The organism is Actinacidiphila guanduensis, assembly GCF_900103985.1.
Taxonomy (GTDB): Bacteria; Actinomycetota; Actinomycetes; order Streptomycetales; family Streptomycetaceae; genus Actinacidiphila; species Actinacidiphila guanduensis.
The window spans coordinates 212,185-237,164 of record NZ_FNIE01000012.1 but is presented as its reverse complement, the minus strand read 5'-3'; the positions used below and the strand labels follow the sequence as shown (position 1 = coordinate 237,164).

24 protein-coding genes and 2 pseudogenes are annotated in these 24,980 nt (G+C 73.4%); 8 read left to right on the top strand and 18 right to left on the bottom strand.

Annotation, left to right across the window (positions count from 1 at the left end; translation table 11 throughout):
- The first annotated feature begins 400 nt into the window (after positions 1 to 400).
- Entirely contained in the window at positions 401 to 547 is a 147-nt protein-coding gene (locus BLR33_RS35320) for a hypothetical protein (RefSeq protein WP_176930465.1), read from the top strand.
- Between the two features lie 343 nt (positions 548 to 890).
- Here BLR33_RS35320 and BLR33_RS25590 read toward each other — a convergent pair.
- The 4 genes and pseudogenes from BLR33_RS25590 to BLR33_RS25575 all read right to left on the bottom strand — a co-directional run.
- Positions 891 to 1,138 (bottom strand): annotated as a pseudogene (locus BLR33_RS25590) (amino acid permease); the annotation flags it as partial.
- Positions 1,057 to 1,448, bottom strand: a pseudogene (locus tag BLR33_RS37180) (transposase); the annotation flags it as partial. The pseudogenes BLR33_RS37180 and BLR33_RS25590, both read right to left, overlap by 82 nt.
- A 6-nt stretch (positions 1,449 to 1,454) precedes the next feature.
- Positions 1,455 to 2,783: a class I SAM-dependent RNA methyltransferase gene (locus BLR33_RS25580; RefSeq protein ID WP_093786953.1), complete on the bottom strand. Its 1,329-nt coding sequence runs from the start codon at positions 2,781 to 2,783 to the stop codon at positions 1,455 to 1,457.
- 461 nt (positions 2,784 to 3,244) lie between these two features.
- Positions 3,245 to 5,305 carry an APC family permease gene (locus BLR33_RS25575; protein ID WP_093786952.1) on the bottom strand — a complete coding sequence of 687 codons (2,061 nt, stop codon included), beginning with the start codon at positions 5,303 to 5,305 and terminating at the stop codon, positions 3,245 to 3,247.
- Between the two features lie 220 nt (positions 5,306 to 5,525).
- Here BLR33_RS25575 and BLR33_RS25570 point away from each other — a divergent pair, with 220 nt between their 5' ends.
- Both BLR33_RS25570 and BLR33_RS25565 read left to right on the top strand, forming a co-directional pair.
- Positions 5,526 to 6,194, top strand: a complete 669-nt coding sequence (locus tag BLR33_RS25570; protein ID WP_093786951.1) for a potassium channel family protein — start codon at positions 5,526 to 5,528, stop codon at positions 6,192 to 6,194.
- Positions 6,191 to 6,868 carry a potassium channel family protein gene (locus BLR33_RS25565; protein ID WP_093786950.1) on the top strand — a complete coding sequence of 226 codons (678 nt, stop codon included), beginning with the start codon at positions 6,191 to 6,193 and terminating at the stop codon, positions 6,866 to 6,868. The genes BLR33_RS25570 and BLR33_RS25565 overlap by 4 nt, the downstream gene beginning before the upstream one ends.
- A 132-nt stretch (positions 6,869 to 7,000) precedes the next feature.
- Here BLR33_RS25565 and BLR33_RS25560 read toward each other — a convergent pair whose 3' ends face one another.
- The 6 genes from BLR33_RS25560 to BLR33_RS25535 form a co-directional block, all read right to left on the bottom strand.
- Positions 7,001 to 7,726, bottom strand: a complete 726-nt coding sequence (locus BLR33_RS25560; RefSeq protein WP_245771666.1) for a DUF3159 domain-containing protein — start codon at positions 7,724 to 7,726, stop codon at positions 7,001 to 7,003.
- Between the two features lie 66 nt (positions 7,727 to 7,792).
- Positions 7,793 to 8,191, bottom strand: a complete 399-nt coding sequence (locus BLR33_RS25555) for an OB-fold nucleic acid binding domain-containing protein (protein WP_093786949.1) — start codon at positions 8,189 to 8,191, stop codon at positions 7,793 to 7,795.
- A gap of 94 nt (positions 8,192 to 8,285) precedes the next feature.
- Entirely contained in the window at positions 8,286 to 9,044 is a 759-nt protein-coding gene (locus tag BLR33_RS25550; RefSeq protein WP_093786948.1) for an ABC transporter ATP-binding protein, read from the bottom strand.
- A 148-nt stretch (positions 9,045 to 9,192) separates the two neighbouring features.
- The gene (locus BLR33_RS25545; protein ID WP_093786987.1) at positions 9,193 to 9,963 is read right to left on the bottom strand and encodes a DUF3710 domain-containing protein; all 771 of its coding nucleotides are present in this window, start codon (positions 9,961 to 9,963) and stop codon (positions 9,193 to 9,195) included.
- 2 nt (positions 9,964 to 9,965) lie between these two features.
- Entirely contained in the window at positions 9,966 to 10,490 is a 525-nt protein-coding gene (dut, locus tag BLR33_RS25540; RefSeq protein ID WP_093786947.1) for a dUTP diphosphatase, read from the bottom strand.
- On the bottom strand, positions 10,487 to 11,092 hold the full coding sequence (locus tag BLR33_RS25535; RefSeq protein WP_245771660.1) for a PaaI family thioesterase: 606 nt from the start codon (positions 11,090 to 11,092) through the stop codon (positions 10,487 to 10,489). The genes dut and BLR33_RS25535 overlap by 4 nt, the downstream gene beginning before the upstream one ends.
- Before the next feature lie 80 nt (positions 11,093 to 11,172).
- Here BLR33_RS25535 and BLR33_RS25530 point away from each other — a divergent pair, with 80 nt between their 5' ends.
- Positions 11,173 to 11,676 (top strand): DUF3093 domain-containing protein, encoded by a 504-nt coding sequence (locus BLR33_RS25530; RefSeq protein WP_093786945.1) that lies wholly within the window; start codon positions 11,173 to 11,175, stop codon positions 11,674 to 11,676.
- Here BLR33_RS25530 and BLR33_RS25525 read toward each other — a convergent pair.
- The 4 genes from BLR33_RS25525 to BLR33_RS25510 form a co-directional block, all read right to left on the bottom strand.
- Entirely contained in the window at positions 11,618 to 12,397 is a 780-nt protein-coding gene (locus tag BLR33_RS25525; protein ID WP_245771659.1) for a hypothetical protein, read from the bottom strand. The genes BLR33_RS25530 and BLR33_RS25525 overlap by 59 nt on opposite strands.
- Positions 12,398 to 12,408: 11 nt before the next feature.
- Positions 12,409 to 12,708: a DUF4193 domain-containing protein gene (locus BLR33_RS25520; RefSeq protein ID WP_033173914.1), complete on the bottom strand. Its 300-nt coding sequence runs from the start codon at positions 12,706 to 12,708 to the stop codon at positions 12,409 to 12,411.
- Between the two features lie 648 nt (positions 12,709 to 13,356).
- Positions 13,357 to 14,694: a sensor histidine kinase gene (locus tag BLR33_RS25515; RefSeq protein WP_093786944.1), complete on the bottom strand. Its 1,338-nt coding sequence runs from the start codon at positions 14,692 to 14,694 to the stop codon at positions 13,357 to 13,359.
- A 6-nt stretch (positions 14,695 to 14,700) separates the two neighbouring features.
- On the bottom strand, positions 14,701 to 15,354 hold the full coding sequence (locus tag BLR33_RS25510) for a response regulator transcription factor (RefSeq protein ID WP_093786943.1): 654 nt from the start codon (positions 15,352 to 15,354) through the stop codon (positions 14,701 to 14,703).
- Positions 15,355 to 15,617: 263 nt separating this feature from the next.
- Here BLR33_RS25510 and BLR33_RS35315 point away from each other — a divergent pair, with 263 nt between their 5' ends.
- Entirely contained in the window at positions 15,618 to 15,791 is a 174-nt protein-coding gene (locus BLR33_RS35315) for a hypothetical protein (RefSeq protein ID WP_176930463.1), read from the top strand.
- A gap of 91 nt (positions 15,792 to 15,882) precedes the next feature.
- Here the strand turns inward: BLR33_RS35315 and BLR33_RS25505 are convergent, their stop codons facing one another.
- Together BLR33_RS25505 and BLR33_RS25500 are read right to left on the bottom strand one after the other, a co-directional pair.
- Positions 15,883 to 16,719 (bottom strand): inositol monophosphatase family protein, encoded by an 837-nt coding sequence (locus BLR33_RS25505; RefSeq protein ID WP_093786942.1) that lies wholly within the window; start codon positions 16,717 to 16,719, stop codon positions 15,883 to 15,885.
- 14 nt (positions 16,720 to 16,733) lie between these two features.
- Entirely contained in the window at positions 16,734 to 17,921 is a 1,188-nt protein-coding gene (locus BLR33_RS25500) for a ferrochelatase (RefSeq protein ID WP_093786941.1), read from the bottom strand.
- Between the two features lie 352 nt (positions 17,922 to 18,273).
- Here BLR33_RS25500 and BLR33_RS25495 point away from each other — a divergent pair, with 352 nt between their 5' ends.
- From BLR33_RS25495 to sepH, 3 genes are all read left to right on the top strand, one after another.
- Positions 18,274 to 19,596 (top strand): MFS transporter, encoded by a 1,323-nt coding sequence (locus BLR33_RS25495; RefSeq protein ID WP_093786940.1) that lies wholly within the window; start codon positions 18,274 to 18,276, stop codon positions 19,594 to 19,596.
- On the top strand, positions 19,586 to 20,875 hold the full coding sequence (locus tag BLR33_RS25490) for a D-arabinono-1,4-lactone oxidase (RefSeq protein WP_245771658.1): 1,290 nt from the start codon (positions 19,586 to 19,588) through the stop codon (positions 20,873 to 20,875). Before BLR33_RS25495 ends, BLR33_RS25490 begins: the two co-directional genes overlap by 11 nt.
- A gap of 365 nt (positions 20,876 to 21,240) precedes the next feature.
- Positions 21,241 to 22,311, top strand: coding sequence for a septation protein SepH (sepH, locus tag BLR33_RS25485; RefSeq protein ID WP_093786938.1), 1,071 nt, complete (start codon positions 21,241 to 21,243; stop codon positions 22,309 to 22,311).
- 345 nt (positions 22,312 to 22,656) lie between these two features.
- On the opposite strand, the gene BLR33_RS25480 is transcribed toward sepH, so the two are convergent.
- Positions 22,657 to 23,517, bottom strand: coding sequence for a sulfurtransferase (locus BLR33_RS25480; RefSeq protein WP_093786937.1), 861 nt, complete (start codon positions 23,515 to 23,517; stop codon positions 22,657 to 22,659).
- Between the two features lie 91 nt (positions 23,518 to 23,608).
- Positions 23,609 to 24,832: an ROK family transcriptional regulator gene (locus BLR33_RS25475; RefSeq protein WP_093786936.1), complete on the bottom strand. Its 1,224-nt coding sequence runs from the start codon at positions 24,830 to 24,832 to the stop codon at positions 23,609 to 23,611.
- Between the last annotated feature and the right edge of the window lie 148 nt (positions 24,833 to 24,980).

Genomic DNA, 24,980 nt, shown 5'->3' with positions numbered 1-24,980 from the left:
TCGACGGTGGTGCCGTGCCAGATGTAGAGGTGGTTGTCCGGGAAGGGGCCGCCGCCCACCATCCGGCCGCTGTCGTTGACGTCGTCGGCGTAGGTACCGCCGGGCAGGATCTTCGCGCGTGCGGCGCCGATCCGGTAGCTGAAGGCGGCGGTCTTGCCGGTGTTGTCGTTCAGGGTGCCGACCATCAGGTCGTGGCGGTTGATCGCGTTACCGTGCGGGGCCCCCATGAGTGGCACCGATGTCTCTGCTGGAAATCCCGCTCAGCCCCCGAGGGCACCCCACCCTCCGGGTCACAAGGTCCGGACCATACACGGGCCGGCAGCGCAGTCCCGCAAGAAGCTCGGCTCAGTGCGTGCGGTGACCGCCTCCTCTAGCCTGTCCTGGAAAGAAAGGGGCGACCATGTCGCGAACGCGGAAGATGACGGCTGCGGCGGTGGCGGTGGCTGCCGCCGGTCTGGCCTGGAACGGCAGGGGCTGGCTCGTCTACATGTGGGTCAGGTGGCGGGAATCCAAGGAGGGCACGGTGAAAGAGGTGCAGGCGAAGTAGCCGTCCACCGCGGTCCCGCATCTCGCCTCGGGCCAGGAGCCGTGCACAGCACCAGCGCTGCCCGCCTCGAATGCCCTGACAGCTGAACAGTTGCTGCGACTTTGCCGCCCTGTCGCCTCGGTCGACAAAACGGACAGACTCGGAGTTCGGCCAATTCCGTAAAAGAAGTGGAATGCCCTCCTTTTATCTCCGTTGTACGGAGGTAGAGCATGCATTCCTCGCCTCCGGCCGCGTGAACGGGGGGGTGGCGCACCGCCATTTCGGAGCGGGCGCAGCACCGGCGGGGCCGCCCCGCAACCGTCTATTCGGCTGATCCCACCCGTAATCACCCGACACACATGCGTCACGTGCGGGTCAGTGCCTTGCGCAGGCCGTAGGCCGCGGCGCCCAGCGCGATCACCGCCCGGCCCCCCACACCACCGAGGTCAGTGGCAGGGCGAAGGCCAGGACGAGGCATCCTGCGGCGCCGAGGACCGGCACGAACCTGGGGGGCCGCCCTTCGGCGGGGGTCAGGATCCAGGCGGAGGCGTTGGTGATGGCGTAGTAGGCCAGCACACCGAAGGGGGAGAAGCCGATCGCGCCGCGGACGTGACGAGCTGGGCGGCTGCGGAGAACAGCGGAACCGCAGCCGGCGGGGCTCCCAGAGCCTGGCCAGGCCGGTCAGGGCGAGCATGGGCATCCAGGCCAGCAGGTCGAGCGCGATCTGGACAATCTCCAGCCACACCTTGTTCTGTGCGGTGTGGCGCAGGGGCAGGTTGCGCAGTCCGGTGGCCCGGGCGGCCCGGATGCGGTCCTCGGCCCGGGCCCGGAGCCGGTGACGAAGCTCCAGCTTGGTGATCGGCCGGCTCACCCCCACCGAGAAGACCCTCAACCGCGCCCTGGTAATGCGCATCGACAAACCCTCAGGTCAGGCGCCCTTGGCGGCCGGCACCAGGATCGCCACGCACTCCATGTGGTGGGTGAAGGGGAACAGGTCGAAGGCCCGCAGGGTGACCGGCGTGTAGCCCTCCTTGGCGAAGCGGCCGAGGTCGCGAGCGAGGGCGGCCGGGTCGCAGGCCACGTAGGCGATACGGCGGGGGCGGAGCCCGGCGATGTGCCGGACGGTGGCGTGGTCGGCGCCGGTGCGCGGCGGGTCGAGGACGACGAGGTCCGCCTCGGTGATGCCGGTGCGCGGCAGCACCTGCTCCACCTTGCCCAGTTCGATCCGCACCCGCTCCAGGTCCGCGAGGTTGTGCCGGGCGTCCTCCACCGCCCGCCGGGCCGACTCGATGCCGAGGACCGCGCCGCGCTCGCCGACCCGCTCGCCGAGCGCCCCGGCGAACAGGCCGACCCCGCAGTACAGGTCGATCGCGGTGTCGCCCTTGCGCGGCATCAGGCCCTGCATGACCGCCTCGACCAGGATGTCCGCCGCCTGCGGGTGCACCTGCCAGAAGCCGCCCTCGCCGACCCGCCAGGTCCGCCCCGCCGCCCGCTCGCGGACGAAGGGCCGGCCGTGCACGCGGTGCACCGCCTTGTCCCGCTCGCCGATCCGCTGCACCGACACCGGCCGGTCCAGCTCGACGACGGGCAGCCGGCCGCCGGGCCGCGGGGTGAGGATGACCTGCCGGTCACTGGATCCGGTGGCGGCGATGGCCTCCACCGTCGCGATCTGCGGCCAGGCGCGGGCCTCCACGCCGAGTTCGCTCACCTCGGGTGCCGCGATCATGCAGTGATCGATCACCTCGACGTCGTGCGAGCGGTGCCGGCGCAGCCCGGCCCGGCCCTCGGCGTCCACGGCGTACTGCACGCGGGTACGCCACGCGGGGACCTCGCCCTTGGCCACCTTGTCGCCGGGCGCGGGGGCGACCGTGCCGTCCCAGCCCGCCTCCTGCGGTGTGAGGCCGGCCAGCCGGGCCAGCTGCTCGGTGAGGACGGCGGCCTTCAGCCGGCGCTGGGCGCCCGGAGCGGCGTGCTGCCAGTCGCACCCGCCGCAACGGCCGGGGCCGGAAAAGGGGCAGGGCGCCTCGACGCGGTCTTTGGACGGCTCCAGGATCTCCACGGCGTCGGCCCGCAGGAAGCGGGCGCCCTCCTCGCCCTCGGTGACACGGGCCACCACCCGCTCGCCGGGCAGCGTGTGCCGGACGAAGAGCACCTGCCCCGCCTCCGTGCGCGCGACGCAGTGGCCGCCGTGCGCCACCGGGCCCACCTCGACCTCGAACTCGCGGCCGACCAGGGAGGGGGTGGAATCGCTCGGCATGAAGGGTCTTGCTCCTAGGACGAGGGAGGGTACGAGGTGGACGCAGGCGTCGCGGGGCCGGAGGACCGCACGGGCACCGGACCGCGGGAGCGGCGGGGTACGTGCGGGGCCGCGCGGCGCCGACTCGCCAGTCTACGGCCCGTCGGGCAGCCGACCGCCCACCCGGAAGCACCGCAGGACCCGAGGACCCGAGGACCCGAGGACCCGAGGGCTCGAGTCACGCCGGCCCGGCATCGTCCCTTGCGCAGCACCCGAGCCCGTATCCCCCAAGGCGACAGCTCTCCCGAGCCGCAGCGCCTCGAACCCAGAACCCCCGAGCGGCAACGCCCCCCAAGCCAGACCCCGAGCCGCAGCGCCTCGAACCCAGAACCCCCGAGCGACAGCGCGCCTCGAACCCCGAACGCCCCGGCCCACAGCGCGCCTCGAACCCCGGAACCCCGACCGCAGGCGCCCCGGCGAGGCTACTTCTTCGCCGGTCCCGGCGCCGTCGTGTGCTCGCTGCGCGGCGGGGCGACCGGACCGCGGCGGATGGAACCGGGCGCGCTCCAATCGGCGCGGCGCCGGGCGCGGGCGCGGGCCGCCTCGGAGGAGTCCAGCTGCCACGGCACCGAGGTGACCATGACACCCGGGCTGAAGAGCAGCCGCCCCTTCAGCCGCAGCGCGCTCTGGTTGTGCAGCAGGTGCTCGTACCAGTGGCCGACGACGTACTCGGGGATGTAGACGCTGACCACGTCGCGCGGGCTGTCGCGGCGCAGGCCCTTGACGTAGTCGATGATCGGCCGGGTGATCTCGCGGTAGGGCGAGTCGAGGATCTTCAGCGGGACATCTATGCCGAGGCGCTGCCACTCGGCCTGCAGGGCTTTGGTGTCGTCGGGGTCGACGTTGATGCTGAGCGCCTCCAGGGTGTCCGAGCGCATCAGCTTGGCGTAGGCGAGGGCGCGCAGGGTCGGCTTGTGCAGCTTGGAGACCAGCACGATGGAGTGGACCCGGGCGGGGCGGGCGTACTCGTCGGCGAGCCCGTCGTCGGCGGCGATCTCCTCGGCGACCCGGGTGTAGTGGCGGCGGATCGCGGTCATGGTGGCGAAGAACACCACCATGCCGAGCACGGCCACCCAGGCGCCGTGGGTGAACTTCGTCAGCAGCACGATCACCAGCACCAGGCCGGTCAGGCAGGCGCCGAAGGCGTTGATCGCCCGGGAGCGGTGCATGTGGCGGCGCTTGGCCGGGTCGGTCTCGGTGCGCAGGTGGCGGTTCCAGTGCCGCACCATGCCGGTCTGGCTGAGGGTGAAGGAGACGAAGACGCCCACGATGTAGAGCTGGATCAGCCGGGTGGAGTTCGCGCCGTAGATGTAGACGAGCACCGCGGCGAAGCCGGCCAGCAGCACGATGCCGTTGGAGAAGGCCAGCCGGTCGCCGCGGGTGTGCAGCTGCCGGGGCAGGTAGCGGTCCTGGGCGAGGATCGAGCCGAGCACCGGGAAGCCGTTGTACGCGGTGTTGGCGGCCAGGAAGAGCACCAGCGCGGTGACCGTGGCCAGGAAGACGAACGGGATCGAGTTGTGCCCGAAGACCGCCTCGGCGACCTGGGCGATCACCGGGTCCTGGGTGTAGCCGGAGCCGAGCGGCCGGCCGTGGTTGAGCAGGTCGGTCGCCGGGTTCTCGGCCATCCGGACGTGGGTGTCCATCGCCAGCGCGATGATGCCGCAGAACATGGTGACGGCGAGCAGGCCCATCGCGGCCAGCGTGGTGGCAGCGTTCTTCGACTTCGGCTTCTTGAACGCGGGCACGCCGTTGCTGATCGCCTCCACCCCGGTGAGCGCCGCACACCCGGAGGAGAAAGCTCTCAGCAGCAGGAAGACCAAGGCGAAGCCGCCGATCCCGGAGGACTCGGCGTGGATGGTGTAGTGCGCCGTCGGCGCGTTCATGTCATGCCCCGTGGCGATCTTGAAGATGCCCCAGGCGATCATGCAGAAGACGCCGAAGACGAAGGCGTAGGTCGGGATCGCGAAGATCGTGCCCGACTCGCGCACCCCGCGCAGGTTCATCAGCATCAGCAGCACGATCATGCCGACCGCGCCCAGCACCTTGTGGGTGACGAAGAACGGCACCGCCGAGCCGAGGTTCTCGATGCCGGAGGCGACCGACACCGCCACGGTGAGCACGTAGTCCACCAGCAGGGCGCTGGCCACCGTCAGGCCCGCCTTCGGCCCGAGGTTGGTGGTGGCCACCTCGTAGTCGCCGCCGCCGGAGGGGTAGGCGTGGACGTTCTGCCGGTAGGAGGCGACGACGGTGAACATCAGCACCACGACCGCGACCGCGATCCACGGGCTGAAGTGGTAGGCCGACACCCCCGCGATGGACAGGACCAGCAGCACCTCTCCCGGCGCGTAGGCCACCGAGGAGAGCGGGTCGGAAGCGAACACCGGCAGTGCGAGCCGCTTGGGGAGCAGCGTCTCGCCCAGCCTGTCGCTGCGCAGCGCCCGGCCGATCAGGATCCGTTTCGGCAGGTCGGTCAGTTTGGACACCCCGCGATGTTAAGGGATGTCCCCGGGCCCCGGGTCCCCCGGTGCCGGATGGAGTGTGGCGGACTTCCGCACCGGCGGCGTGCAACCTACTGGGCCCTGCCGCGCGTGTGTAGCTTGGGCCCCGGTCTGAGACGCTTGGACCAACCTTTACGCCGGCTGACGCGCACTTTGCAGTCGGCGAGGGTCGGATGAACGAACGCTGACAGCCGGAAGGACGGTCGTGCACGTCGTGATTATGGGATGCGGCAGAGTGGGTTCCGCACTCGCGCACTCCCTCGAACAGCATGGTCATACGGTCGCGGTGATCGACCAGGACCCGACGGCCTTCCGCCGCCTGGGCTCCGGGTTCGGTGGCCGCCGGGTGACCGGAGTCGGGTTCGACCAGGACACGCTGCGTGAGGCCGGCATCGAGGAGGCGGGCGCTTTCGCCGCCGTCAGCAGCGGTGACAATTCCAACATCATCGCGGCCCGGGTGGCGCGCGAGATGTTCGCCGTGGAGAACGTCGCGGCACGGATCTACGACCCCAGGCGCGCCGAGGTCTACCAGCGGCTGGGCATCCCCACGGTGGCCACGGTGCGCTGGACCGCCGACCAGATGCTGCGCCGGCTGCTGCCCTCGGGTGCCGAGCCGCTGTGGCGCGACCCCAGCGGCGGGGTGCAGCTCGCCGAGGTGCACACCTCCACCGCCTGGATCGGCCACAAGGTGAGCCGGCTGCAGGAGGAGACCGGGGTGCGGGTGGCGTTCATCACCCGGCTCGGCGAGGCCATGCTGCCGACCTCGCAGACCGTGCTGCAGGAGGGCGACCTCGTGCACGTGATGATGCGCACGGACGGCGTGGCCGAGGTCGAGGCCGCGTTCGCCAAGGGGCCCGAGGAGGCGCACTCATGAGGGTGGCGATCGCCGGGGCCGGCGCGGTGGGCCGCTCCATCGCGGGCGAGCTGCTGGAGAACGGGCACGAGGTGCTGCTCGTCGACAAGAACCCGACCTCGATCTCGGTGGAGCGGGTGCCGCAGGCCGAGTGGCTGCTCGCCGACGCCTGCGAGATCACCTCGCTGGACGAGGCCGCCCTCCAGCGGTGCAACGTGGTGATCGCGGCGACCGGCGACGACAAGGTCAACCTGGTGGTCTCGCTGCTCGCCAAGACCGAGTACGGGGTCCCGCGGGTGGTCGCCCGCGTGAACAACCCCAAGAACGAGTGGCTGTTCAACGAGTCCTGGGGCGTGGACGTGGCCGTGTCCACCCCGCGGCTGATGTCGGCGCTGGTGGAGGAGGCGGTGAGCGTCGGCGACCTGGTGCGGCTGCTGCGCTTCAGCCAGGGCGACGCGAACCTCGTGGAGCTGACCCTGCCGGAGGAGGCCGCGCTGGTCGGCACCCGGGTCGGCGACGTGGAGTGGCCGACGGACACTTCGCTGGTCACCATCATCCGCGGCAACCGGGTGCTGACCCCGGCCAAGGACGACTCGCTGGAGGCCGGCGACGAGCTGCTGTTCGTCGCGGCGCCGCACCGCGAGGAGCAGCTGGAGGACCTGTTGTCGGTGCAGGAGGCGGACGCGGAGGACTGAGCGCGCAGGAGACCGCACCCGCGACGGGCGTGCACGACGGAGGTGGCCCCGGACCTGGAAGAGGTCCGGGGCCACCGCCGTGGGTGCTCGCGCGGGAGAGCGGGAAGCCGGGAGAACCGCAGGGGCCCCGGCTCAGCCGGAGAGCGAGCCCGCCTGCCGCTCCTTCTCGGCCCGCTCCGCCTTCTCGGCCCGCTCGGCCTCCTCCATCTCCGCGATCACATCGATCGGCGGCGGCGCCTTCACCAGGAAGATCCAGGTGAGGTAGACCGACAGCAGGAAGGGCGGGATGCCGAGGGCGACCTTGACCCAGCCCAGCTGCGTGGCGTTGCCCCACCAGTACAGCGGGAAGAGGATCGCCGACTTCGCCAGCAGGATCAGGCCCCAGGCCCAGCTGGCCTTGGTGTACGCGCGCAGCCGGCCCGGGTTGCGCTTCCGCCAGGACAGGTTCTCCTTGAAGATCGGCCCGAGGATCAGGCCGAGCAGCGGCACACGGGCCGCGGCGGTGATGATGTAGGCGAGCGCCAGGCCGAGCGTGTAGAGCATGCCGGGCAGGTAGAAGTTCTTGGCGTTGCCCGAGATCATCGCGAACACCGCGCCGAAGGCGACCCCGAAGACCCCGCCGAAGGCGTGCTTGAGGGTGTCCTTGCGGGCGAGCCGGGCCACGCCCATCACCACCGAGAGCGCCAGCGAGGCGATCGCGGAGGTCTTGATGTCGTGGTCGACCGTGTAGATCGCGACGAAGACCAGCCCGGGCACGGTGGTCTCCACCATGCCGCGCACCCCGCCGAACGCCTCGAAGAGCGCCGCCTCGGTGACCGCGCGGGCCTCCTGGTCCTGCTCGGACCCGTCCGGGGCCACGTGGGCGCCCTGCTCCGACGGATCGGCGCCCTGGGGCTGACCCGCATCGTGGATCGACGTCACCTGTTACTCCTGTCCGACCGGACGCAGCTCGTACTTGGGGTTGAACAGCACCGGACGGCCCCGGTTCATGGAGATCCGGCCGGACGCGAGGATCATGCGCCCGGGTTCTATGCCGACGATGCTGCGGCGCCCCAGCCACACCACGTCCAGTGCGGCCGAACCGTCGAACAGCTCCGCCTCCAGTGCCGGCACGCCGGCCCGAGGACGGAGCGTGACCGTACGCAGCGTACCGGTCACGGAGACGATCTGGCGGTCGGAGCAGTCGCAGATCCGCGTGCAGCCGGTCGCGAGGGCGTCCTGCTGCAGCTCCTCGGAGTCCAGCTCTTCCGGGGAGGAGGAGAGACGGTCGAGCATGCGGCGGAAGCGGCCCGCTGGCCGGTCGGAACGGATGGCACCACTCATATCCTCAAGGGTACCGGCCGGTTCCCGGAGCACCAGGGTCCCGGCGGACCCGCGAAGGGCGCCGGACGGGCCCGTCCGCGGCGGCCGCCTCGGGCTATGCGGCGCCGTCGGCCACGATGCGGCCGTCGCGCAGTTCGAGCACCCGGTCGGCCAGGGCGAGCAACTGGGCGTCGTGGGTGGCGACGAGTGCGGTGACGCCCTCGCTGCGCACCACCGCGCGCAGCAGCTCCATCACCGCCAGGCCCGTCTCGGCGTCGAGCTGGCCGGTGGGCTCGTCGGCGATGAGCAGCACCGGGCGATTGGCCAGGGCGCGGGCGATGGCCACGCGCTGCTGCTGGCCGCCGGAGAGCTCGCCGGGGCGCTGGGCCGCGTGGTCGGCGAGCCCGACCAGCCCCAGCAGCAGCGCGACGCGCTCCTCGCGCTCGCGCGCCGGCACCTTGCGCAGCCGCATGGGCACGCCGACGTTCTCCGCGGCGGTGAGGATGGGGATCAGGCCGAAGGACTGGAAGACGAAGCCGATGCGGTCCCGGCGCAGCGCGAGGCGCTCGTCGTCGCCGAGGCCGGCCAGGTCGGTGCCGTCCAGGGTGATCCGGCCGCCGTCGGGGGTGTCCAGGCCGCCGACGAGGTTGAGGATCGTGGTCTTGCCCGACCCGGAGCGGCCCTTGAGGGCGACGAGTTCGCCGCGCGGCACCTCGAAGGAGACCCCGCGCAGCGCGTGCACGGCCGTCCCGCCACGGCCGTAGGTGCGCTCCAGGTCCGCCACGACGACCATGGGGTCCCCGTCGTTCCCGTCGCTCCCGTGCGGCCCCTCGGCGACCGCGGCGGCACCCCGCGCACCGGACTGCTCGCTCATCTGCTGCTCCTCCCCCTGAGCCCCGCTGGCGCCCGCCCTGCCGCTCACAGGCCCGGCCGCAGCGTACCCGTACGGTACGCCGCGGCCCGCTGCCGTGGGCAGCGGGCCGTGAAGTCGTGCGGAGCGGGGATGCGGACTCCCCCGCGGCTCAGCGCAGTTCGGTGATCTCCGGGCCGCGCCGCATCGGGTCGATGCCGTCGCCGAACTTCGAGGGCTCGGCCTGCTCGGCTGCGGCGCCGTCCGGCACCATCTGCGCGTCGTTGGGCAGCTTCAGGACGATCGGGTCGCGCGGGGCCATGGGGGCCTCGCCGCGGACTACGACGGTGTCGCGGAAGATCGCCTCCAGCACCCCGGCCGCGGCCGGCTGCACCGCACCCTGGCCGGAGATGACCCCGCGCAGGAACCAGCGCGGACCGTCGCAGCCGACGAAGCGCACCAGCTGCACCCCGTTGGTGCCGTCGGGCAGCTGGACGGGGACCTGCGCGCGCAGCTCCCAGCCGAGCGGGCCCTCCACCTCGTCCACCACGCCGCCCTGCTGGGTGATGCCCGAGGCGATCTCCTCGCGCACCTCGCCCCAGATGCCCTCGGACTTCGGTGCGGCGAACGCCTGCAGCTGGATGGCGCTGTCGCGCAGCACCACGGTGGCGGCCACGATGGACTCGCCGGCCACCTCGACCCGCAGCTCCATGCCGTCCACGCCGGGCACGAACAGTCCGCCGAGGTCGACCCGGCCCTGGCCCGGCTCCTTGGTCTCGCTGACGTCCCAGGGCCCGTCGGGCCGCGGGGCGGGCGGAAGGCTGTACCCGGACGGCTGGCCGGAGTCGTCCGGCTCCTGGGTGTCCTCGACCTGCTCGTCGGGGCCCTCGGCCTCGTCGAGCTCGTCGATGGCGTCTTCGCGCTCCTTGCGACGACGGAACACGGTCACTGTCCTTCCCGGTCGCTGACGACCGATGCGTATCCGTTGCTGGACGTGCCCGCCGACGGTGTCTGCACCGCGGCGTGACCCCCCGTGGAGCCGAAGCCCCCCGCGGCCCTGGCAGAGCCGGGCAGCTCCGCCACTTCATGGAAGCGGACCCGCTCGACCTGCTGGACGACCAGTTGGGCGACCCGGTCACCCGGCTCGAACCTGACGGTCTCGCGCGGGTCGAGATTGACCACGATCACCTTGATCTCTCCACGGTACCCGGCATCCACCGTTCCCGGGGCATTCACCATCGCCACCCCGCAGCGGGCCGCCAGGCCCGAGCGCGGGTGCACGAAGGCCGCGTAGCCGTCGGGCAGTGCCATGGCGATCCCGGTGGGCAGTACGGCCCGCTCACCGGGCGCGAGTTCGGCGCCCTCGGTGGTGGTCAGGTCCAGGCCCGCGTCGCCGGGGTGCGCGTAGGAGGGCACCGGCACGGAGTCGTCGAGCCGGCGCAGCAGCACGTCCACGGGCGGCCGGGTCACGGGTTCACCTCGAAGGCGCGGGCGACCTTGACCTGGTCCGGGTCGGCCAGGGCGGCCTTGATCTCCTCGGCGCGGCCGTTGCGGGTGAAGTGGTCCAGCTCGACCTTGATGAACAGGGCGTCGGCGCGCACCGCGAGCGGGCCGTCGGGGCCGCCGATGCGGCCCTCGGCGGTGCTGTGGATCTTGCGCCCGGCCACGCCGGTGCAGCGGGCGGTCAGGTGCAGTGTGGTGCCCACCGGCACCGGGCGTACGAAGTCCGACTCCAGCCGGCCGGTCACGGCGATCACCCGCAGCATCCAGCTCAGCGAGCCCAGCGTCTCGTCCAGCGCCGCGGCGAGCACGCCGCCGTGGGCGAGGCCGGGGGCGCCCTGGTGCTCGGGCCGGACGGTGAACTCCGCCGTGACGCAGACGCCCTCGCCGGCGGTGATCGCCATGTGCAGCCCGTGCGGCTGCCCGGTGCCGCAGCCGAAGCAGCCGTCGTAGTGCGAGCCGAGCGGCTCACCGGGCGCGGGGGCGTCGGGATGCCGGACGGGCGCGGCGGCGTCCGGCGGCGGGGCAAGTCCCTGCCGCCCCGGGCTCGGAGGTGTCGTGGCTGCACTCACGCCGCAGACCTTATCGCGGGAACCTTTGCCCACCGGCAGTCCGTGGCGGCGGGCACAGCGGGGCATGGCAGTCTTGTGGCATGCCTGGTGCGACGCAGCCCTACGACGAACGCCTCACCGTGCCGCGCTCCTGGTGGCTGATGGCCATCGGGGCCGGGGTGGGCCTGGCACTCGTCTTCTTCCCCTTCGGCCTGCCGGCCATGCTCGGCGGCCTGGTGGCCGGCGCGGCCGCCTCGATGATCGGCATCAGCTCCTACGGCTCCGCGCGGGTCCGGGTGGTCTCCGGTTACCTGGTGGCCGGCAAGGCGCGCATCCCGCTGTCGGCGCTGGGCGGGGCGGTGGTGCTGGACGAGGCCGAGGCGGTGGCCTGGCGCTCCTACAAGGCGGATCCGCGGGCCTTCATGCTGCTGCGCTCCTACGTCCGCACGGCGGTGCGGGTGGAGGTGACGGACCCGGCCGACCCGACGCCCTACCTCTACCTCTCGACGCGCTCGCCCAAGCGGCTCGCGGCCGCGCTCGGCGCGGTCAGGCCGGCGGGAGGGGCGGCGCCGGCGGCCCCGGCGGAGCCGAAGGCAGCGGGCTGAGCGCGGACTTCGGGAGCAGCGACCAGGGGATCTGCTGGGCCCGCAGGTCGCGGCGCACGCGCGCGGCGACCTTGCGGGTGTCGCGCCGGTTCATCGCGGCGCCGACGGCCGCACCGACCATGAACGGGGTCAGCGAGGGGGCGTGCCGGACGGTGCGCCGCAGCAGCCGCTGGCGCATCTCCTTCTTCATGCCGCTGCCGACGGCGGCACCCAGGGTGGACAGCCGCAGGACGTCGACGCCGCGCTGCTCGGTCCACGCCCACAGATAGGCGGTGGCGCGCTTCCTGGCGCTGCCGGGGACGCGACGGCCGTAGACCTCGTGCAGCTCGGCGATGAGCTTGTACTCGATCGCGGCCACGCCCAGGGTCTCGGCGGCGATCTCGGCCGGCATCACCGGCGGGGTCGGCAGCATGGCGGTGGCGCCCACACCCGCGCCCACCGACATCGTGCCCTTCACCGCGGCGGCGACCAGCCGGTCCGCGATGTCCTCGGGCCCGAGCCCGGGGAACTGCTTCTGCAGGGTGCTCAGGTCCCGCACCGGGATGCGCGGGGCGAGCTCGATCAGCCGCTCGGCGACGGACCCGGTGCCGACCCTGGCGATGCGGCCGCCGGCCCGTGCGCCGCGGGCGAACCCGCGGCCGATCCCGCGGGCGCCCGCCACCGCGAGCGAGGCCGCCCGGCCCCGCTCGGTGTCCCCGTGGCCTTCCCGGTTCCCGGTCACGGCGCGGCTGGTCAGGCCGCGCAGTCGCGGCAGATCGGGTTGCCGTTCTTCTCCGAGGCGAGCTGGCTCCTGTGGTGCACCAGGAAGCAGCTCATGCAGGTGAACTCGTCCGCCTGCCGGGGCAGCACGCGGACCGAGAGCTCCTCGTTGGACAGGTCGGCGCCGGGCAGCTCGAGGGACTCGGCCTGGTCGAACTCGTCGACGTCGACGGCGGAGGTGGACTTCTCGTTCCGCCGGGCCTTCAGTTCCTCGATGCTGTCCTCGTTGACATCGTCGTCGGTCTTGCGTGGGGTGTCGTAATCCGTAGCCATTTCGCTCTCCCCCTGTGGGTGTCTGTGGTGTCTCCAGCGCACGTAACGCGCGGGAGGCCGGACTTGTGCCCGACCCGAGGCGGAGATTTTGCCTCACATCAAGGCCCGTTACTCAATCGACACCCGAGAACGCCCCTGAAGGGGTGATCGCACGGGTGGCCGATCATGATCCGTGGCGGTCCGAAACCCGTCCGCCCCGACTGCCTTCACGTGTACTTCCCGTGATCATGACCTGCGGAAACATTGGATTTACCGCCGTTTCTCCCAGATCTGCGATCACCGAGCGTACAGGCGGGGCGAGGGATGTGTGCAATGCGTCACAGTGATTCGCCGCCCGGCACGAATGCCGCGATTACTCGCAAAGCGAACAGCCCCCGGCGCGTCGCCGGTCGCAGCCCGCATTCGCGGAGTGACACGCTTCACAGTCGCCCGTACGGCCCGCCCGGCGGGACATCGTGACAGCTCACGGGCCCTGCGCGGGCTTGCCGGCGGGGCCGCAGACGGTCTGCGGGGCGGTTCCTGCGGAGTTGCCCATACCTCGGCTGCCCACACCTCGCGTCGCCCATGCCTCGCCCGCACCCCGCCCCCACCGCGCCGGTGGCGCGCCCGCGGCCCGGCTCCCACCGGGAGCATCACGCGCGGGCCCGCTCACAGCGGGATCGCCACGCGCATCACCAGGCCACCGCCCTCGCGCGGCTCCGCCGTGATCACGCCGCCGTGCGCCCGCGCCACCGAACGCGCGATGGACAGGCCGAGGCCCACGCCCTTGTCGCTGCCGGTGCGCTGGGAGCGCAGCCGCCGGAAGGGCTCGAACATGGTGTCCACCTCGTACGCCGGCACCACGGGCCCGGTGTTCTCCACCACCAGCAGCGCGTGCCCCGGCTCGGCACTGGTGGTCACCGCCACCCAGCCGTTCTCGGGTTCGTTGTAGCGCACGGCGTTCTGCACCAGGTTGAGCGCGATGCGCTCCAGCAGCACGCCGTTGCCCTGGACGACCGCGGGGGCCAGCGCCTCGCGCAGCTCCACATGCCGCCCGTCGGCCTCCGCGCGGGTCTGCTCCAGCGCTCTGGAGGCCGCCTCGGCGAGATCCACGGGCTTGCGGTCCACGATCTCGTTCTCGCTGCGGGCGAGCAGCAGCAGGCCCTCCACCAGCTGCTCGCTGCGCTCGTTGGTGGCCAGCAGGGTCCGGCCGAGCTGCTGGAGGTCGGGCGAGACCTCCGGATCGGCGAGCTGGACCTCCAGCAGGGTGCGGTTGATCGCCAGCGGGGTGCGCAGCTCGTGCGAGGCGTTGGCCACGAAGCGGCGCTGGGCGTCGAAGGAGCGCTCCAGGCGGTCCAGCATCCCGTCGAAGGTGTCGGCGAGCTCCTTCAGCTCGTCGTCCGGGCCGTCCAGCTCGATACGGCGCTTGAGGTCGGAGCTGACGACGCCGCGGGCGGTGCGGGTGATCCGGCCGAGCGGGGCGAGCACGCGGCCGGCCATCACGTAGCCGAAGGCGAAGGCGACCACCGCAAGGCCGATCAGCGCCAGCAGCGAGCGCTTGAGCAGGGTGTTGAGCGCGATGTCCCGCTGGTGCTGCATGCAGGTGGCGACCGCGGTGGCGATGTCGTTGCTCTTGCTGGTGGCCACGCAGTAGTTGGGCACGATGGTGAGCGGGGCGGACGTCACCCGGAACGGCAGGGAGCTGCCCTCGTTGATCGCCTGGGCGGCCAGCAGGTAGATGATCCACAGCAGCACCACGCCGGCGATCAGGAACATGCCGCCGTACAGGACGGTCAGGCGTATCCGGATGGTCGGGCGCAGCCAGGGCGGCGGGGTCCCGTGCGGGTGCGGGTCCCAGGCGGGGCGGGGCGGGGCGCCGGGCGGCGTGGTGGGCCGCGCGGGCGGGTCGGCCGCGGTGGCGCCGCCGGGCGGTCCGGCGGGACGGGCCGGCGGCCCGGGGGGCGGGGTGCGGGGCGTGTGGGGGCCGGGGGAGGCGGGGTGCGACATGGGCGATCAGATCCGGTAGCCGGAGCCGGGCACGGTGACGATCACCGCGGGCTCGCCGAGCTTGCGCCGCAGGGTCATCACGGTGACCCGCACGACGTTGGTGAACGGGTCGGTGTTCTCGTCCCACGCCTTCTCCAGCAGCTGCTCGGCGGAGACCACCGAGCCCTCGCTGCGCATCAGGACCTCCAGGACGGCGAACTCCTTGGGCGCCAGGTGCACCTCGCGGCCGTCCCGGAAGACCTCCCGGCGGTTGGGGTCCAGCCGGATGCCGGCACGCTCCAGCACGGGCGGCAGCGCGGTGGTCGTCCGGCGGCCCAGGGCGCGCACCCGGGCGGTCAGCTCGGTGAAGGCGAACGGCTTGGGCAGGTAGTCGTCGGCGCCGAGCTCCAGTCCCTCGACCCGGTCGCTGACGTCGCCGGCCGCGGTGAGCATGAGCACCCTGGTGGGCAGGCCGAGGCCGACCACCTGGCGGCAGACGTCGTCGCCGTGGACGACGGGCAGGTCCCGGTCGAGGACGACCACGTCGTAGTCGTTGACGCCGATGCGCTCCAACGCGGCACCGCCGTCGTATACGACGTCGACGGCCATGGCCTCGCGGCGCAGGCCGGTGGCAACCGCGTCCGCGAGCAGTTGCTCGTCCTCGACGACCAGTACGCGCAAGGCGCTGTCCTTCCGTGAGCTGTGGGGATTCTTCTCCATCCTGCACCGCGGGCCCGTAAATCGGCGGTAAGGGGCGGCTGCGCACGGTGTATGCGGCGATCCGCGCCGCAGTCGCGGAAATTTCCCTGCGGTCGGTGAGGTTTCCACGGCGGACGGGGTGGGGAGGACGGCTGTAACCCACCCACCATGCTGTGCCCCGCGTGTCCCACGCGTGGCATGCGGCTTGACACACCCCGTGTCAACGAAGACGACGAGGGGGCGCCATGGACGCGTTCACGACCGGAATCCTGCAGCGCATTCACACCGCGGAGTCCGACCTGCGCCGGGCCCGGGAGACAGGTGACGAATTCCTCGCCGACGTCGAGGAGAGCGAGCTGGACGACCTGCGCCGCCTCGCGGCCGAGCACGGCGTGGACGTACGGCAAAAGGTCGCCTGACCGCGCGGTCGGCCCGCACGCCGCACGCCCCGGCCACCTGCGAGGTGCCGGGGCGTTCGCATGCCCGCACGGGGCCCACTGCTGGGCGCCGCTAGTCGTGCCAGGCGCCCAGGTCCTCCAGCATCTGCTGGAGCGGCTCGAACAGGCCGGGCGGGGCGGCCACCGTCAGCTCCTCGGCCGGGGCCAGGCCCGGGCGGCCGCCGGTCAGCGCACCCGCCTCGCGGGCGAAGAGGGCGCCGGCGGCCATGTCCCAGGGGTGCAGGCCGCGCTCGTAGTAGGCGTCCAGCCGGCCGCAGCCGACGTCGGCGAGGTCGATCGCCGCCGAGCCGCCGCGCCGGATGTCGCGCACCTGCGGCAGCAGCACCTTGACCACCTCGGCCATCGCCACCCGGCGCTCGCGCAGGTAGCTGAAGCCGGTGGCGATCAGGGCGTGCTCCATGTCGGGCGCGGGCCTGCAGTGCGCCCGCACCCCTTCGACGTAGGCGCCGCCGCCCTTGACGGCCTGGTAGGTCTCCCGGCGCATGGGGGCCTCCACGACGCCCACGACGGCCTCTCCGTCGCGCTCGGCGGCGATGCTGACCGACCAGGACGGCAGGCCGTAGAGGTAGTTCACGGTGCCGTCCAGCGGGTCGATCACCCAGCGGATGCCGCTGGTGCCCTCGCTGCTGGCGCCCTCCTCGCCGAGGAAGCCGTCCTGGGGGCGCAGCCGTCCGATGAAGGAGGTGATCAGCTTCTCGGCGGCGATGTCCATCTCGGTGACGACGTCGATCGGGCTGGACTTGGTGGCGGCGACGCCGAGGTCGGCGGGGCGGCCGTCGCGCAGCAGGGCGCCGGCCTTGCGGGCGGCCTCCAGCGCGATCTCCAGCAGTTCGGCGTCCTCGCCTGCGGCGGTGGGCCGGCCGGGCTCTCCGGTGGCGGGTGCGGTCATCTGCGAATGGCTCCTCAGTCGGTGCCCGCGGCGGCGGGCGCGGGGGTCCTGGCCGGGCAGCAGCCGGCCGGGCAGACGTCGTGGCTGGGCCCCAGGGCGCCCAGGGCGCAGCGCTCGGGGGTGCGGCCGCGCTCGGCGGCGGCGCGCTCCAGCACCAGGTCGCGCACGGCGGCGGCGAACCGCGGGTCGGCCCCCACGGTGGCGGCGCGGGAGACGGGCAGGCCGAGTTCGGCCGCCTTGGCGGCGGCCTCGGTGTCGAGGTCGTACTTGACCTCCATGTGGTCGGAGACGAAGCCGATGGGGACCATCACCACCGCCTGCGCGCCGGCCGCGTGCACCTCCTCCAGGTGGTCGCAGATGTCGGGCTCCAGCCAGGGGATGTGCGGGGCGCCGCTGCGGGACTGGTAGACCAGCTCCCAGGGGCGCTCGACACCGGTGGCCTGCCTGACGGCCTCGGCCACCACCCGGGCGACGTCCATGTGCTGGGCGACATAGGCGCCGCCGCTGCCGTGCCCCGCGACCGGCCCCGAGGTGTCGGCGGCGGAGACCGGGATGGAGTGCGTGGTGAAGGCGAGCCGCGCGCCCTCGCGCACACCGGCGGGCAGTTCCGCGAGCGCGGTCAGGGTCGCGTCCACCATGGGCTGCACGAAGCCGGGGTGGTTGAAGTAGTGGCGCAGCTTGTCCACCCGGGGCACCGGGCGGCCCTCGTCGGCCAGCGCGGACATCGCGGCGGCCAGGTTCTCGCGGTACTGGCGGCAGCCGGAGTACGAGGCGTAGGCGCTGGTGGCCAGGACCAGCACCCGGCGGTGCCCGGCCGCGGAGATCTCGCGCAGGGTGTCGGTGAGGTAGGGCGCCCAGTTGCGGTTGCCCCAGTACACCGGCAGGTCCAGGCCCGCCTCGGCGAAGTCCTTGCGCAGCGCGTGCAGCAGCTCGCGGTTCTGCGCGTTGATCGGGCTGACGCCGCCGAACAGGAAGTAGTGCCGGCCCACCTCCTTCAGCCGCTCGCGGGGGATGCCGCGGCCGCGGGTGACGTTCTCCAGGAAGGGCACGACGTCGTCGGGCCCCTCGGGACCGCCGAAGGAGAGCAGCAGCAGGGCGTCGTACGGGCCGGCGTCGGGCAGTGCGGCGGGGCCGGCGCCGCCGCGGACGGCGGTGTGCTCCGCGGCGGGGGCCGGGTGGGAGGGGGCGGGCTGATCGGACATGTCCCCGATCCTGCCACTGACCGGTGAACGCGCCGACGCGCCCCGGGGTCGCGCGGCGGAAAACGGCGGCCGGGCCGGTGGGCGGGACGGCGACCGCGGCGGCAGCCCCGGCGCTGGAAGGGCAGTGGCCGGGCAGTGGTCGGACGGTGGACGGACAGTGAGCGGGCAGGGGTCGAGCCGGCGGCCGGGGGCGCCGCGGAGGCGGGCCGTGGGAGCGCGCCCGCAGCCGTCGGCCGTGGTCGAAAACCGGTTGCCACCGCCCCGTAATCTGTAACCACCACCGATCTCGTCCTGTGCGCGGGGCCCTTCGCGGCCCTGCCGACACGGCGGAGCCGCCGCCGGGGAGCCTCACGTGACCAGCCCTTACCGCGCCGTTTTCACGACCCCTGGCGCCAAGGCGTTCAGCGCCGCCGGGCTGGTGGGGCGGATGCCGCTGTCGATGCTGGGCATCGGGATCGTGACGATGGTCTCGCAGGTCACCGGCCGGTACGGGCTGGCCGGCGCGCTGTCGGCCGCGCTGGCCCTGTCGGGTGCCGCGTGCGGGCCCCAGGTCTCGCGCCTGGTGGACCGGTACGGGCAGCGCAGGGTGCTGCGCCCGGTCACCGCGGTGACGGTCGCGGCGGTCGCCGGGCTGCTGCTGTGCGTACGGTCCGGGGCGCCGGACTGGACGCTCTTCGCCTGCGTCGTCGGCGCCGGGCTGACCCCGAGCATGGGCGCGATGGTGCGGGCCCGCTGGTCGGAGATCCACCGCGGCTCCCCCGAGCTGCTGCACACCGCCTACTCGGTGGAGTCGGTGGTGGACGAGATCGTCTTCATCGTCGGGCCGATCCTGTCCATCGGGCTGTGCACGGTGTGGTTCGCCGAGGCCGGGCCACTGCTCGCGGCCTGCTTCCTGGGGATCGGCGTGCTGCTGCTCACCGCGCAGCGCGCCACCGAGCCGGCCCCGCACCCGCATGCCCACCTGACCGGCGGCTCGGCGCTGCGGGCCCGCGGGATGCCGGTGCTGGCCGGGGTGTTCGTGGGCACGGGCACGATCTTCGGCGCGATCGACGTCACCACTGTGGCCTTCGCCGACGAGCGGGGCCACAAGGCGCTCGCGAGCCTGGTGCTCGCTTCCTACGCGCTCGGCTCGTGCCTGGCCGGCCTGGTCTTCGGGCTGGTCCGGCCCCGCGGCACCGTGGCCGGGCGGTTCCGGTGGGGGATCACCGCCATGGCGGTGAGTATGATCCTCCCCCTGCTTGCGGGGAACCTTGTGTTCCTGGCACTGGCGCTGTTCGTCTCGGGCACCACGATCGCCCCGACCATGGTGACGGCCATGGGGCTCGTCGAGCAGCTGGTACCGCGGGGGCGGCTGACCGAGGGCATCACGTGGACCTCCACGGGGCTCGCGGTGGGCGTCGCCGCCGGTGCCGCGCTCGCCGGTCGGCTGATCGACGCGCGCGGCGCCTCGGCGGCCTTCGCGGTGCCCGCCGTGGCGGCTGCCGCCGCCGCGGCGGTGGCGTTCCTCGGGTACCGCCGGCTGCGGCCGGCACCGGATCGGGAGGAGACGTACGGCGATGGGCGGGACGAGCGGCGCGGGCGGGACGGCGGGCGGGGCCGGCAGGACGGCGGGCGCGGCGGCACTGCCGGGCAGGCGCGGGGCGCGGGGTCCCGCGAGGACGAGAGTGTGGCGTAACTGGGCGGGGAACGTCACGGCCCGCCCGCGGCGGGTGGCCGCGCCGGCGTCGGTGGACGAACTCGCCGCCGTGGTGCGCAAGGCGGCCGAGGACGGGCTGAGCGTCAAGGCGGTCGGCTCGGGCCACTCCTTCACCGCCGCGGCGGCCACCGACGGGGTGCTGGTGCTCCCCGAGGGGCTGACCGCGATCAGGTCCGTCGACCGCGCCGCGGGGACCGTCACCGCCGAAGCGGGCGTCCAGCTGCGCCACTTGAACGCCCTGCTGGCCGCCGAGGGCCTGTCGCTGACGAACATGGGCGACATCATGGAGCAGACCGTCGCGGGCGCCACCAGCACCGGCACCCACGGCACCGGGCGCGACTCGGGCTCCATCGCCGCGCAGATCGCCCGGCTCGAACTGGTCACCGCCGACGGCTCGGTGCTCACCTGCTCCGCCGAGGAGCACCCCGAGGTGTTCGCCGCCGCGCGGATCGGGCTCGGCGCGCTCGGCGTGGTCAGCGCGATCACCTTCGCGGTGGAGCCGATCTTCCTTCTCACCGCCCGTGAGGAGCCGATGTCCTTCGCCCGGGTGACCGCGGAGTTCGACCAACTGGTCGCCGAGAACGAGCACTTCGAGTTCTACTGGTTCCCGCACACCGAGGGCTGCACCACCAAGCGGAACAACCGCAGCGCGGGCCCGCGCACCCCGGTCCCCGCGGTACGCGGCTGGATCGACGACGAGTTGCTCTCCAACGGCGCCTTCCGCGCCGCCTGCGCGCTGGGCAGGGCCGCGCCGGCGGCGATCCCCGGCATCGCGCGGATCTCCAGCCGGGCGCTGTCGGCCCGCACCTACACCGACATCCCCTACAAGGTCTTCACCAGCCCGCGCCGGGTGCGGTTCGTGGAGATGGAGTACGCGGTCCCGCGCGAGGCCGCGGTGGCGGCGGTGCGCGAGCTGAAGTCGGTGGTGGAGCGCTCCGGGCTGCGGGTGAGCTTCCCGGTGGAGGTGCGGGTGGCGCCGGCCGACGACATCGCGCTGTCCACCGCCTCGGGCCGGGACAGCGCCTACATCGCCGTCCACATGTACCGCGGCAGCCGCTACCAGGAGTACTTCACCGCGGTGGAGCGCATCATGGTCGCGCACGGCGGGCGGCCGCACTGGGGCAAGATGCACACCCGTGACGCGGAATACCTCCGTTCGGCCTATCCGCGGTTCGAGGAGTTCGCCGAGCTGCGGCAACGCCTGGACCCCGGACGGCTGTTCCGGAACGACTACCTCCGTCGCGTCCTGGGCGACTAGGTGATTCGGGCCGTACGTCCGTATTTGCCCGGGGCGCGCGGCCGTCCTTTGTGAGCCGGGTCACCCCAACTCCCGCCCCCCGAAGGAGATTCGACGGTGTGGCACCCACCCCCCGGTGGCCCGAATGGAGTACCGTGACGAATCCTGGCTTCCGGCGCCCGGCCGGTCGTCCGGAAGACAGTCGGGTAGGGAGTCGGCAGCGCTCGTCCCGGGGTGCCGCACCACGGTCACGCTGGGTGGCCAATCGACGACCTTCCCATAACGGCGTGTCACCATGCGGGCCCGACACGCCGGGCAACTCCGTAAGGTTGTGGCACGCTGCACCCGGGCAGGCCACACTCGTGACAACGGGAGCAGCGACGCACGTGACGTCGGCAGGCACCACCCGGGAGGTAACCGTGCCCGAACTGCGCGTCGTGGCCGTCAGCAACGACGGCACACGACTGGTGCTCAAGGCTGCCGACAGCACGGAGTACACCCTCCCGATCGACGAGCGGCTGCGCGCTGCCGTGCGCAACGACCGGGCCCGCCTCGGCCAGATCGAGATCGAGGTCGAGAGCCATCTGCGGCCCCGCGACATCCAGGCCCGGATACGGGCGGGTGCCTCCGCGGAGGAGGTCGCCCAGCTCGCCGGCATCCCGGTGGAGCGGGTGCGCCGGTTCGAGGGGCCGGTGCTGGCCGAGCGGGCGTTCATGGCCGAGCGGGCCCGCAAGACCCCCGTACGGCGCCAGGGTGAGACCACCGGCCCGCAGCTCGGCGAGGCGGTGGCCGAGCGGCTGCTGCTGCGCGGTGCCGAGAAGGACACCGTCCTGTGGGACTCCTGGCGGCGTGACGACGGCACCTGGGAGGTGCTGCTGGTCTACCGGGTGGCCGGCGAGCCGCACTCGGCGAGCTGGACCTACGACCCGCCGCGCCGCCTGGTGCAGGCGGTGGACGACGAGGCCCGCTCGCTGATCGGCGAGACCACGCAGGCACAGGCCCAGGAGCCCAGCTTCCCCTTCGTGCCGCGGATCGCCCGGCTGCCCCGGGACCGGCCGCTGGACCGCGCCATGGAGCGCACCGGCGGCGACCGCCAGGACCGCGAGGCCAGGGCTGAGGAGCCGCCCGAGGAGCGCGACTCGCTGACCAGCCTGCTGGAGGCGGTGCCGAGCTTCCGCGGCGACATGGTCGTGCCCGCTCCCCCGCCCGGCCCGCAGGAGACCGCCCCCGCGGCGGAGGAGGCCGAGGAGAGCGGCGAGGAGGCCGCCCCCGCGGCCAGCGCCGGGTCGGCGTACGCGGACGTCCTGATGCCGCGGGCGGTGGCCGGCCACCGCGACCGGCTGGTCGGCACCACGGACCGGCAGGCCGAGGCCGACGGGGTGCGCCCGGGCCGCCGCGCCACGGTGCCGAGTTGGGACGAGATCGTCTTCGGCAGCCGCCGTAAGAAGCAGGAGTAGGCCGGGGCCTGGCAGGACGGGCCGCCCTCGAACCGGGAGCCGACGGCCGTAAGGGGCAGCTTCTTTGGAAGCTGCCCCTTACGCGTGCCCGGGAACGCTTTGCGCGCGCCCAGCGTGTCGAGAGGACCGGGAGCCACGGCGATGGGCGCGGGACCTGGGCACCCTGGATGTCAGGGCCCGGCGCCATGGGTGCGATGCCCGGACCCCTTGGATGTCAGGGCCCGGCGCCATGGGTGCGGTGCCTGGACGCCAGGGACGCGGGGCCGGCACACCATGGGCGCTGACCCCGCCCCCACGGGGGAGGACTTCGGCGCCCTTGGGCGCGGGGCCCCTTGCGGACGCGGCTCAGCCCGGCTGGGGGCCCGTGGCGACCGGGCGGGCGGGGTCGGCGCCCCATTCGCTCCAGGAACCCACGTAGAGCGCGGGGGTGGGCAGTCCGGCGACCGCCATGGCGAGCAGTTCGTGGGCGGCCGAGACGCCCGAGCCGCAGTACACGCCGACCTCGGCGTCCGGCTTCGCGCCCAGGGCGGCGAAGCGGGCGGCGAGTTCGGGCGCGGGCAGGAAGCGCCCGTCGGGGCCGGTGTTCTCGGTGGTGGGGGCGTTGACGGCGCCGGGGATGTGGCCCGCGACGGGGTCGATCGGCTCGGTCTCACCGCGGTAGCGCTCGCCGGCGCGGGCGTCCAGGAGCAGGCCGCGGCGGGCGAGTTCGGCCGCGCCCTGGGCGTCGAGCACGGGCAGCGCCCCTGGGCGCGGCTCGAAGTCCCCGTCGCCAGGCGGCGGTTCCTCGGTGCTCAGCACGCCGCCCGCCGCCTTCCATGCGGCCAGGCCGCCGTCGAGCACGCGGACCCGCTCGTGGCCCGCCCAGCGCAGCAGCCACCAGGCACGCGCGGGGCCCCAGCCGTTCCAGTCGTCGTAGAGGACGACCTCGCTCCCCGCGCCGACGCCCGCCGCGCGCATCGCGGCGCCGAACACCGCGGGGTCGGGCAGCGGGTGGCGGCCGCGGGAGCCGGGCGGCGCGGCGAGCGCGGTGTCCAGGTCGACGTAGCGGGCGCCGGAGATGTGGCCGCCCGCGTACTCGCCGTGCCCGGTCGGGCCGCCCATGCGGTAACGGACGTCGAGGAGGGCGAGGTCCGCGGCGCCGGCCCCGCCCGGCGCGGCCCGCTCGACCAGTGCAGCCAGTTCGGCAGCGGAGATGATCGGTTCCATGGGTCCCATTGTGGCCGCCGGGAAGGCACCGCCGGAGCCGTACGGCCCCCTCGCGCGGACGGTCCGTACGGGCCCCCGGTACGGCGGCGGTTCAGGCGGGCTCGGCCCGCTCACCCGCCGCCGCAGGCTGCTCGGCCGGTGCCGCGGAGAGCAGTTGGGGGGCGTCGGCGAGCACCAGGCCCGCGGCGCCGCGCACCTCCGCCCCGTCGCCGAGGCCGCCGGTGACGATCTCCACGCTCTCCATCGCCGATGGCAGGGTGTGCCGCCGCACCCCCGCCCACATCGGCTCCAGGATGTCCTCGCCGGCGCCCGCGAGGTCGCCGCCGACCACGATCAGCCGCGGGTTGAGCAGCGTCACCAGGGTGGACAGCGCCCGGCCCACGGCGTCGCCGGCGTCCCGGACGGCGCGCAGCGCCCCGGTGTTGCGCTGCTCGATCAGCGCGGGCAGGTCGCGCGGGGCGACCGGCTGGCCCCAGCTGTCGGACAGCAGGCGGGCGATGGCGACGGGGCTGGCCACGGTCTCCAGGCAGCCGCGGTTGCCGCAGCGGCAGATCAGCCCGTCGGCGATCAGCGGCAGGTGGCCGATCTCGCCGGCCAGGCCGCGCGCGCCCAGCAGCAGCCGGCCGTTGCTGACGATGCCGGCGCCGATGCCGGCCGACAGCCGTACGTAGACCATGTCGCCCGTGTGGCGGCCGGCGCCGTACATCCGCTCGGCCAGCGCCCCGGCGTTCGCGTCGTTGGTGACCCGCACGGGGAGGGCGGTGCGCAGCTGGAGCTCGTGGGTGAGCCGCATGCCGACCCAGCCGGGCATGATGCCCTCCGCGCCCAGGGCGCCGCTGCCCTTCTCCACCGGGGAGGCGATGCCCGCGCCGATGCCCAGCACCCGGTCGCGGTCCACGCCGGTCTCCTGCAGGGCGCGGTTGACCAGGACGGCGACCAGGTCGAGCGTCTCCTCGGGCGCCCGGTCCACCTCCTTGGCCACCCAGTGCTCCCACAGCACGGCGCCGAACAGGTCGCACAGGATCACCCGGACGTGCTGGTGGCCGATGTCGGCGCCGATGGCGTACCCCGCGGTCGGCACCAGCGACAGGGACTGGGCGGGGCGGCCGGTGCGGCGCGGCTCGGGGTCCTCCGGGCCCTCGTCCTCGGTGACCAGGCCGATCGCGATCAGGTCGGCGATGAGCGAGGAGACGGTGGCCCGGGACAGGCCGGTGACGCGGACCAGCTCCGGGCGGCTGCTGCGCGCCGTGGTGTGCAGGGCCTCCAGGACCCGTAGCCTTCCTACCTCACGCAGGTTGACTGGCGTTTCGATCATGACCCCCGGGGTGTGTACGTGTGCCGCCGGCACCGGTGGCGGCGCCGGTGCCGAGGGCGCCACCGGCGTCCCGAGACCGGCGGCACCGTGGATACCGTCGATATCGCCGACAGCACCGTGCCGAGTTGGCGTTCGTCCCGTCAAGAGC

What these genes read in the sequence shown, in the direction of transcription:
- BLR33_RS35320 (WP_176930465.1), top strand. Translation starts at nt 401, where the DNA reads ATGTCGCGAACGCGGAAGATGACGGCTGCGGCGGTGGCGGTGGCTGCC.
- BLR33_RS25580 (WP_093786953.1), bottom strand. Translation starts at nt 2,783, where the DNA reads ATGCCGAGCGATTCCACCCCCTCCCTGGTCGGCCGCGAGTTCGAGGTC.
- BLR33_RS25565 (WP_093786950.1), top strand. Translation starts at nt 6,191, where the DNA reads ATGAGGGTGGCGATCGCCGGGGCCGGCGCGGTGGGCCGCTCCATCGCG.
- BLR33_RS25555 (WP_093786949.1), bottom strand. Translation starts at nt 8,191, where the DNA reads ATGAGTGGTGCCATCCGTTCCGACCGGCCAGCGGGCCGCTTCCGCCGC.
- BLR33_RS25550 (WP_093786948.1), bottom strand. Translation starts at nt 9,044, where the DNA reads ATGAGCGAGCAGTCCGGTGCGCGGGGTGCCGCCGCGGTCGCCGAGGGG.
- BLR33_RS25530 (WP_093786945.1), top strand. Translation starts at nt 11,173, where the DNA reads ATGCCTGGTGCGACGCAGCCCTACGACGAACGCCTCACCGTGCCGCGC.
- BLR33_RS25520 (WP_033173914.1), bottom strand. Translation starts at nt 12,708, where the DNA reads ATGGCTACGGATTACGACACCCCACGCAAGACCGACGACGATGTCAAC.
- BLR33_RS25515 (WP_093786944.1), bottom strand. Translation starts at nt 14,694, where the DNA reads ATGTCGCACCCCGCCTCCCCCGGCCCCCACACGCCCCGCACCCCGCCC.
- BLR33_RS35315 (WP_176930463.1), top strand. Translation starts at nt 15,618, where the DNA reads ATGGACGCGTTCACGACCGGAATCCTGCAGCGCATTCACACCGCGGAG.
- BLR33_RS25505 (WP_093786942.1), bottom strand. Translation starts at nt 16,719, where the DNA reads ATGACCGCACCCGCCACCGGAGAGCCCGGCCGGCCCACCGCCGCAGGC.
- BLR33_RS25500 (WP_093786941.1), bottom strand. Translation starts at nt 17,921, where the DNA reads ATGTCCGATCAGCCCGCCCCCTCCCACCCGGCCCCCGCCGCGGAGCAC.
- BLR33_RS25480 (WP_093786937.1), bottom strand. Translation starts at nt 23,517, where the DNA reads ATGGAACCGATCATCTCCGCTGCCGAACTGGCTGCACTGGTCGAGCGG.
- BLR33_RS25475 (WP_093786936.1), bottom strand. Translation starts at nt 24,832, where the DNA reads ATGATCGAAACGCCAGTCAACCTGCGTGAGGTAGGAAGGCTACGGGTC.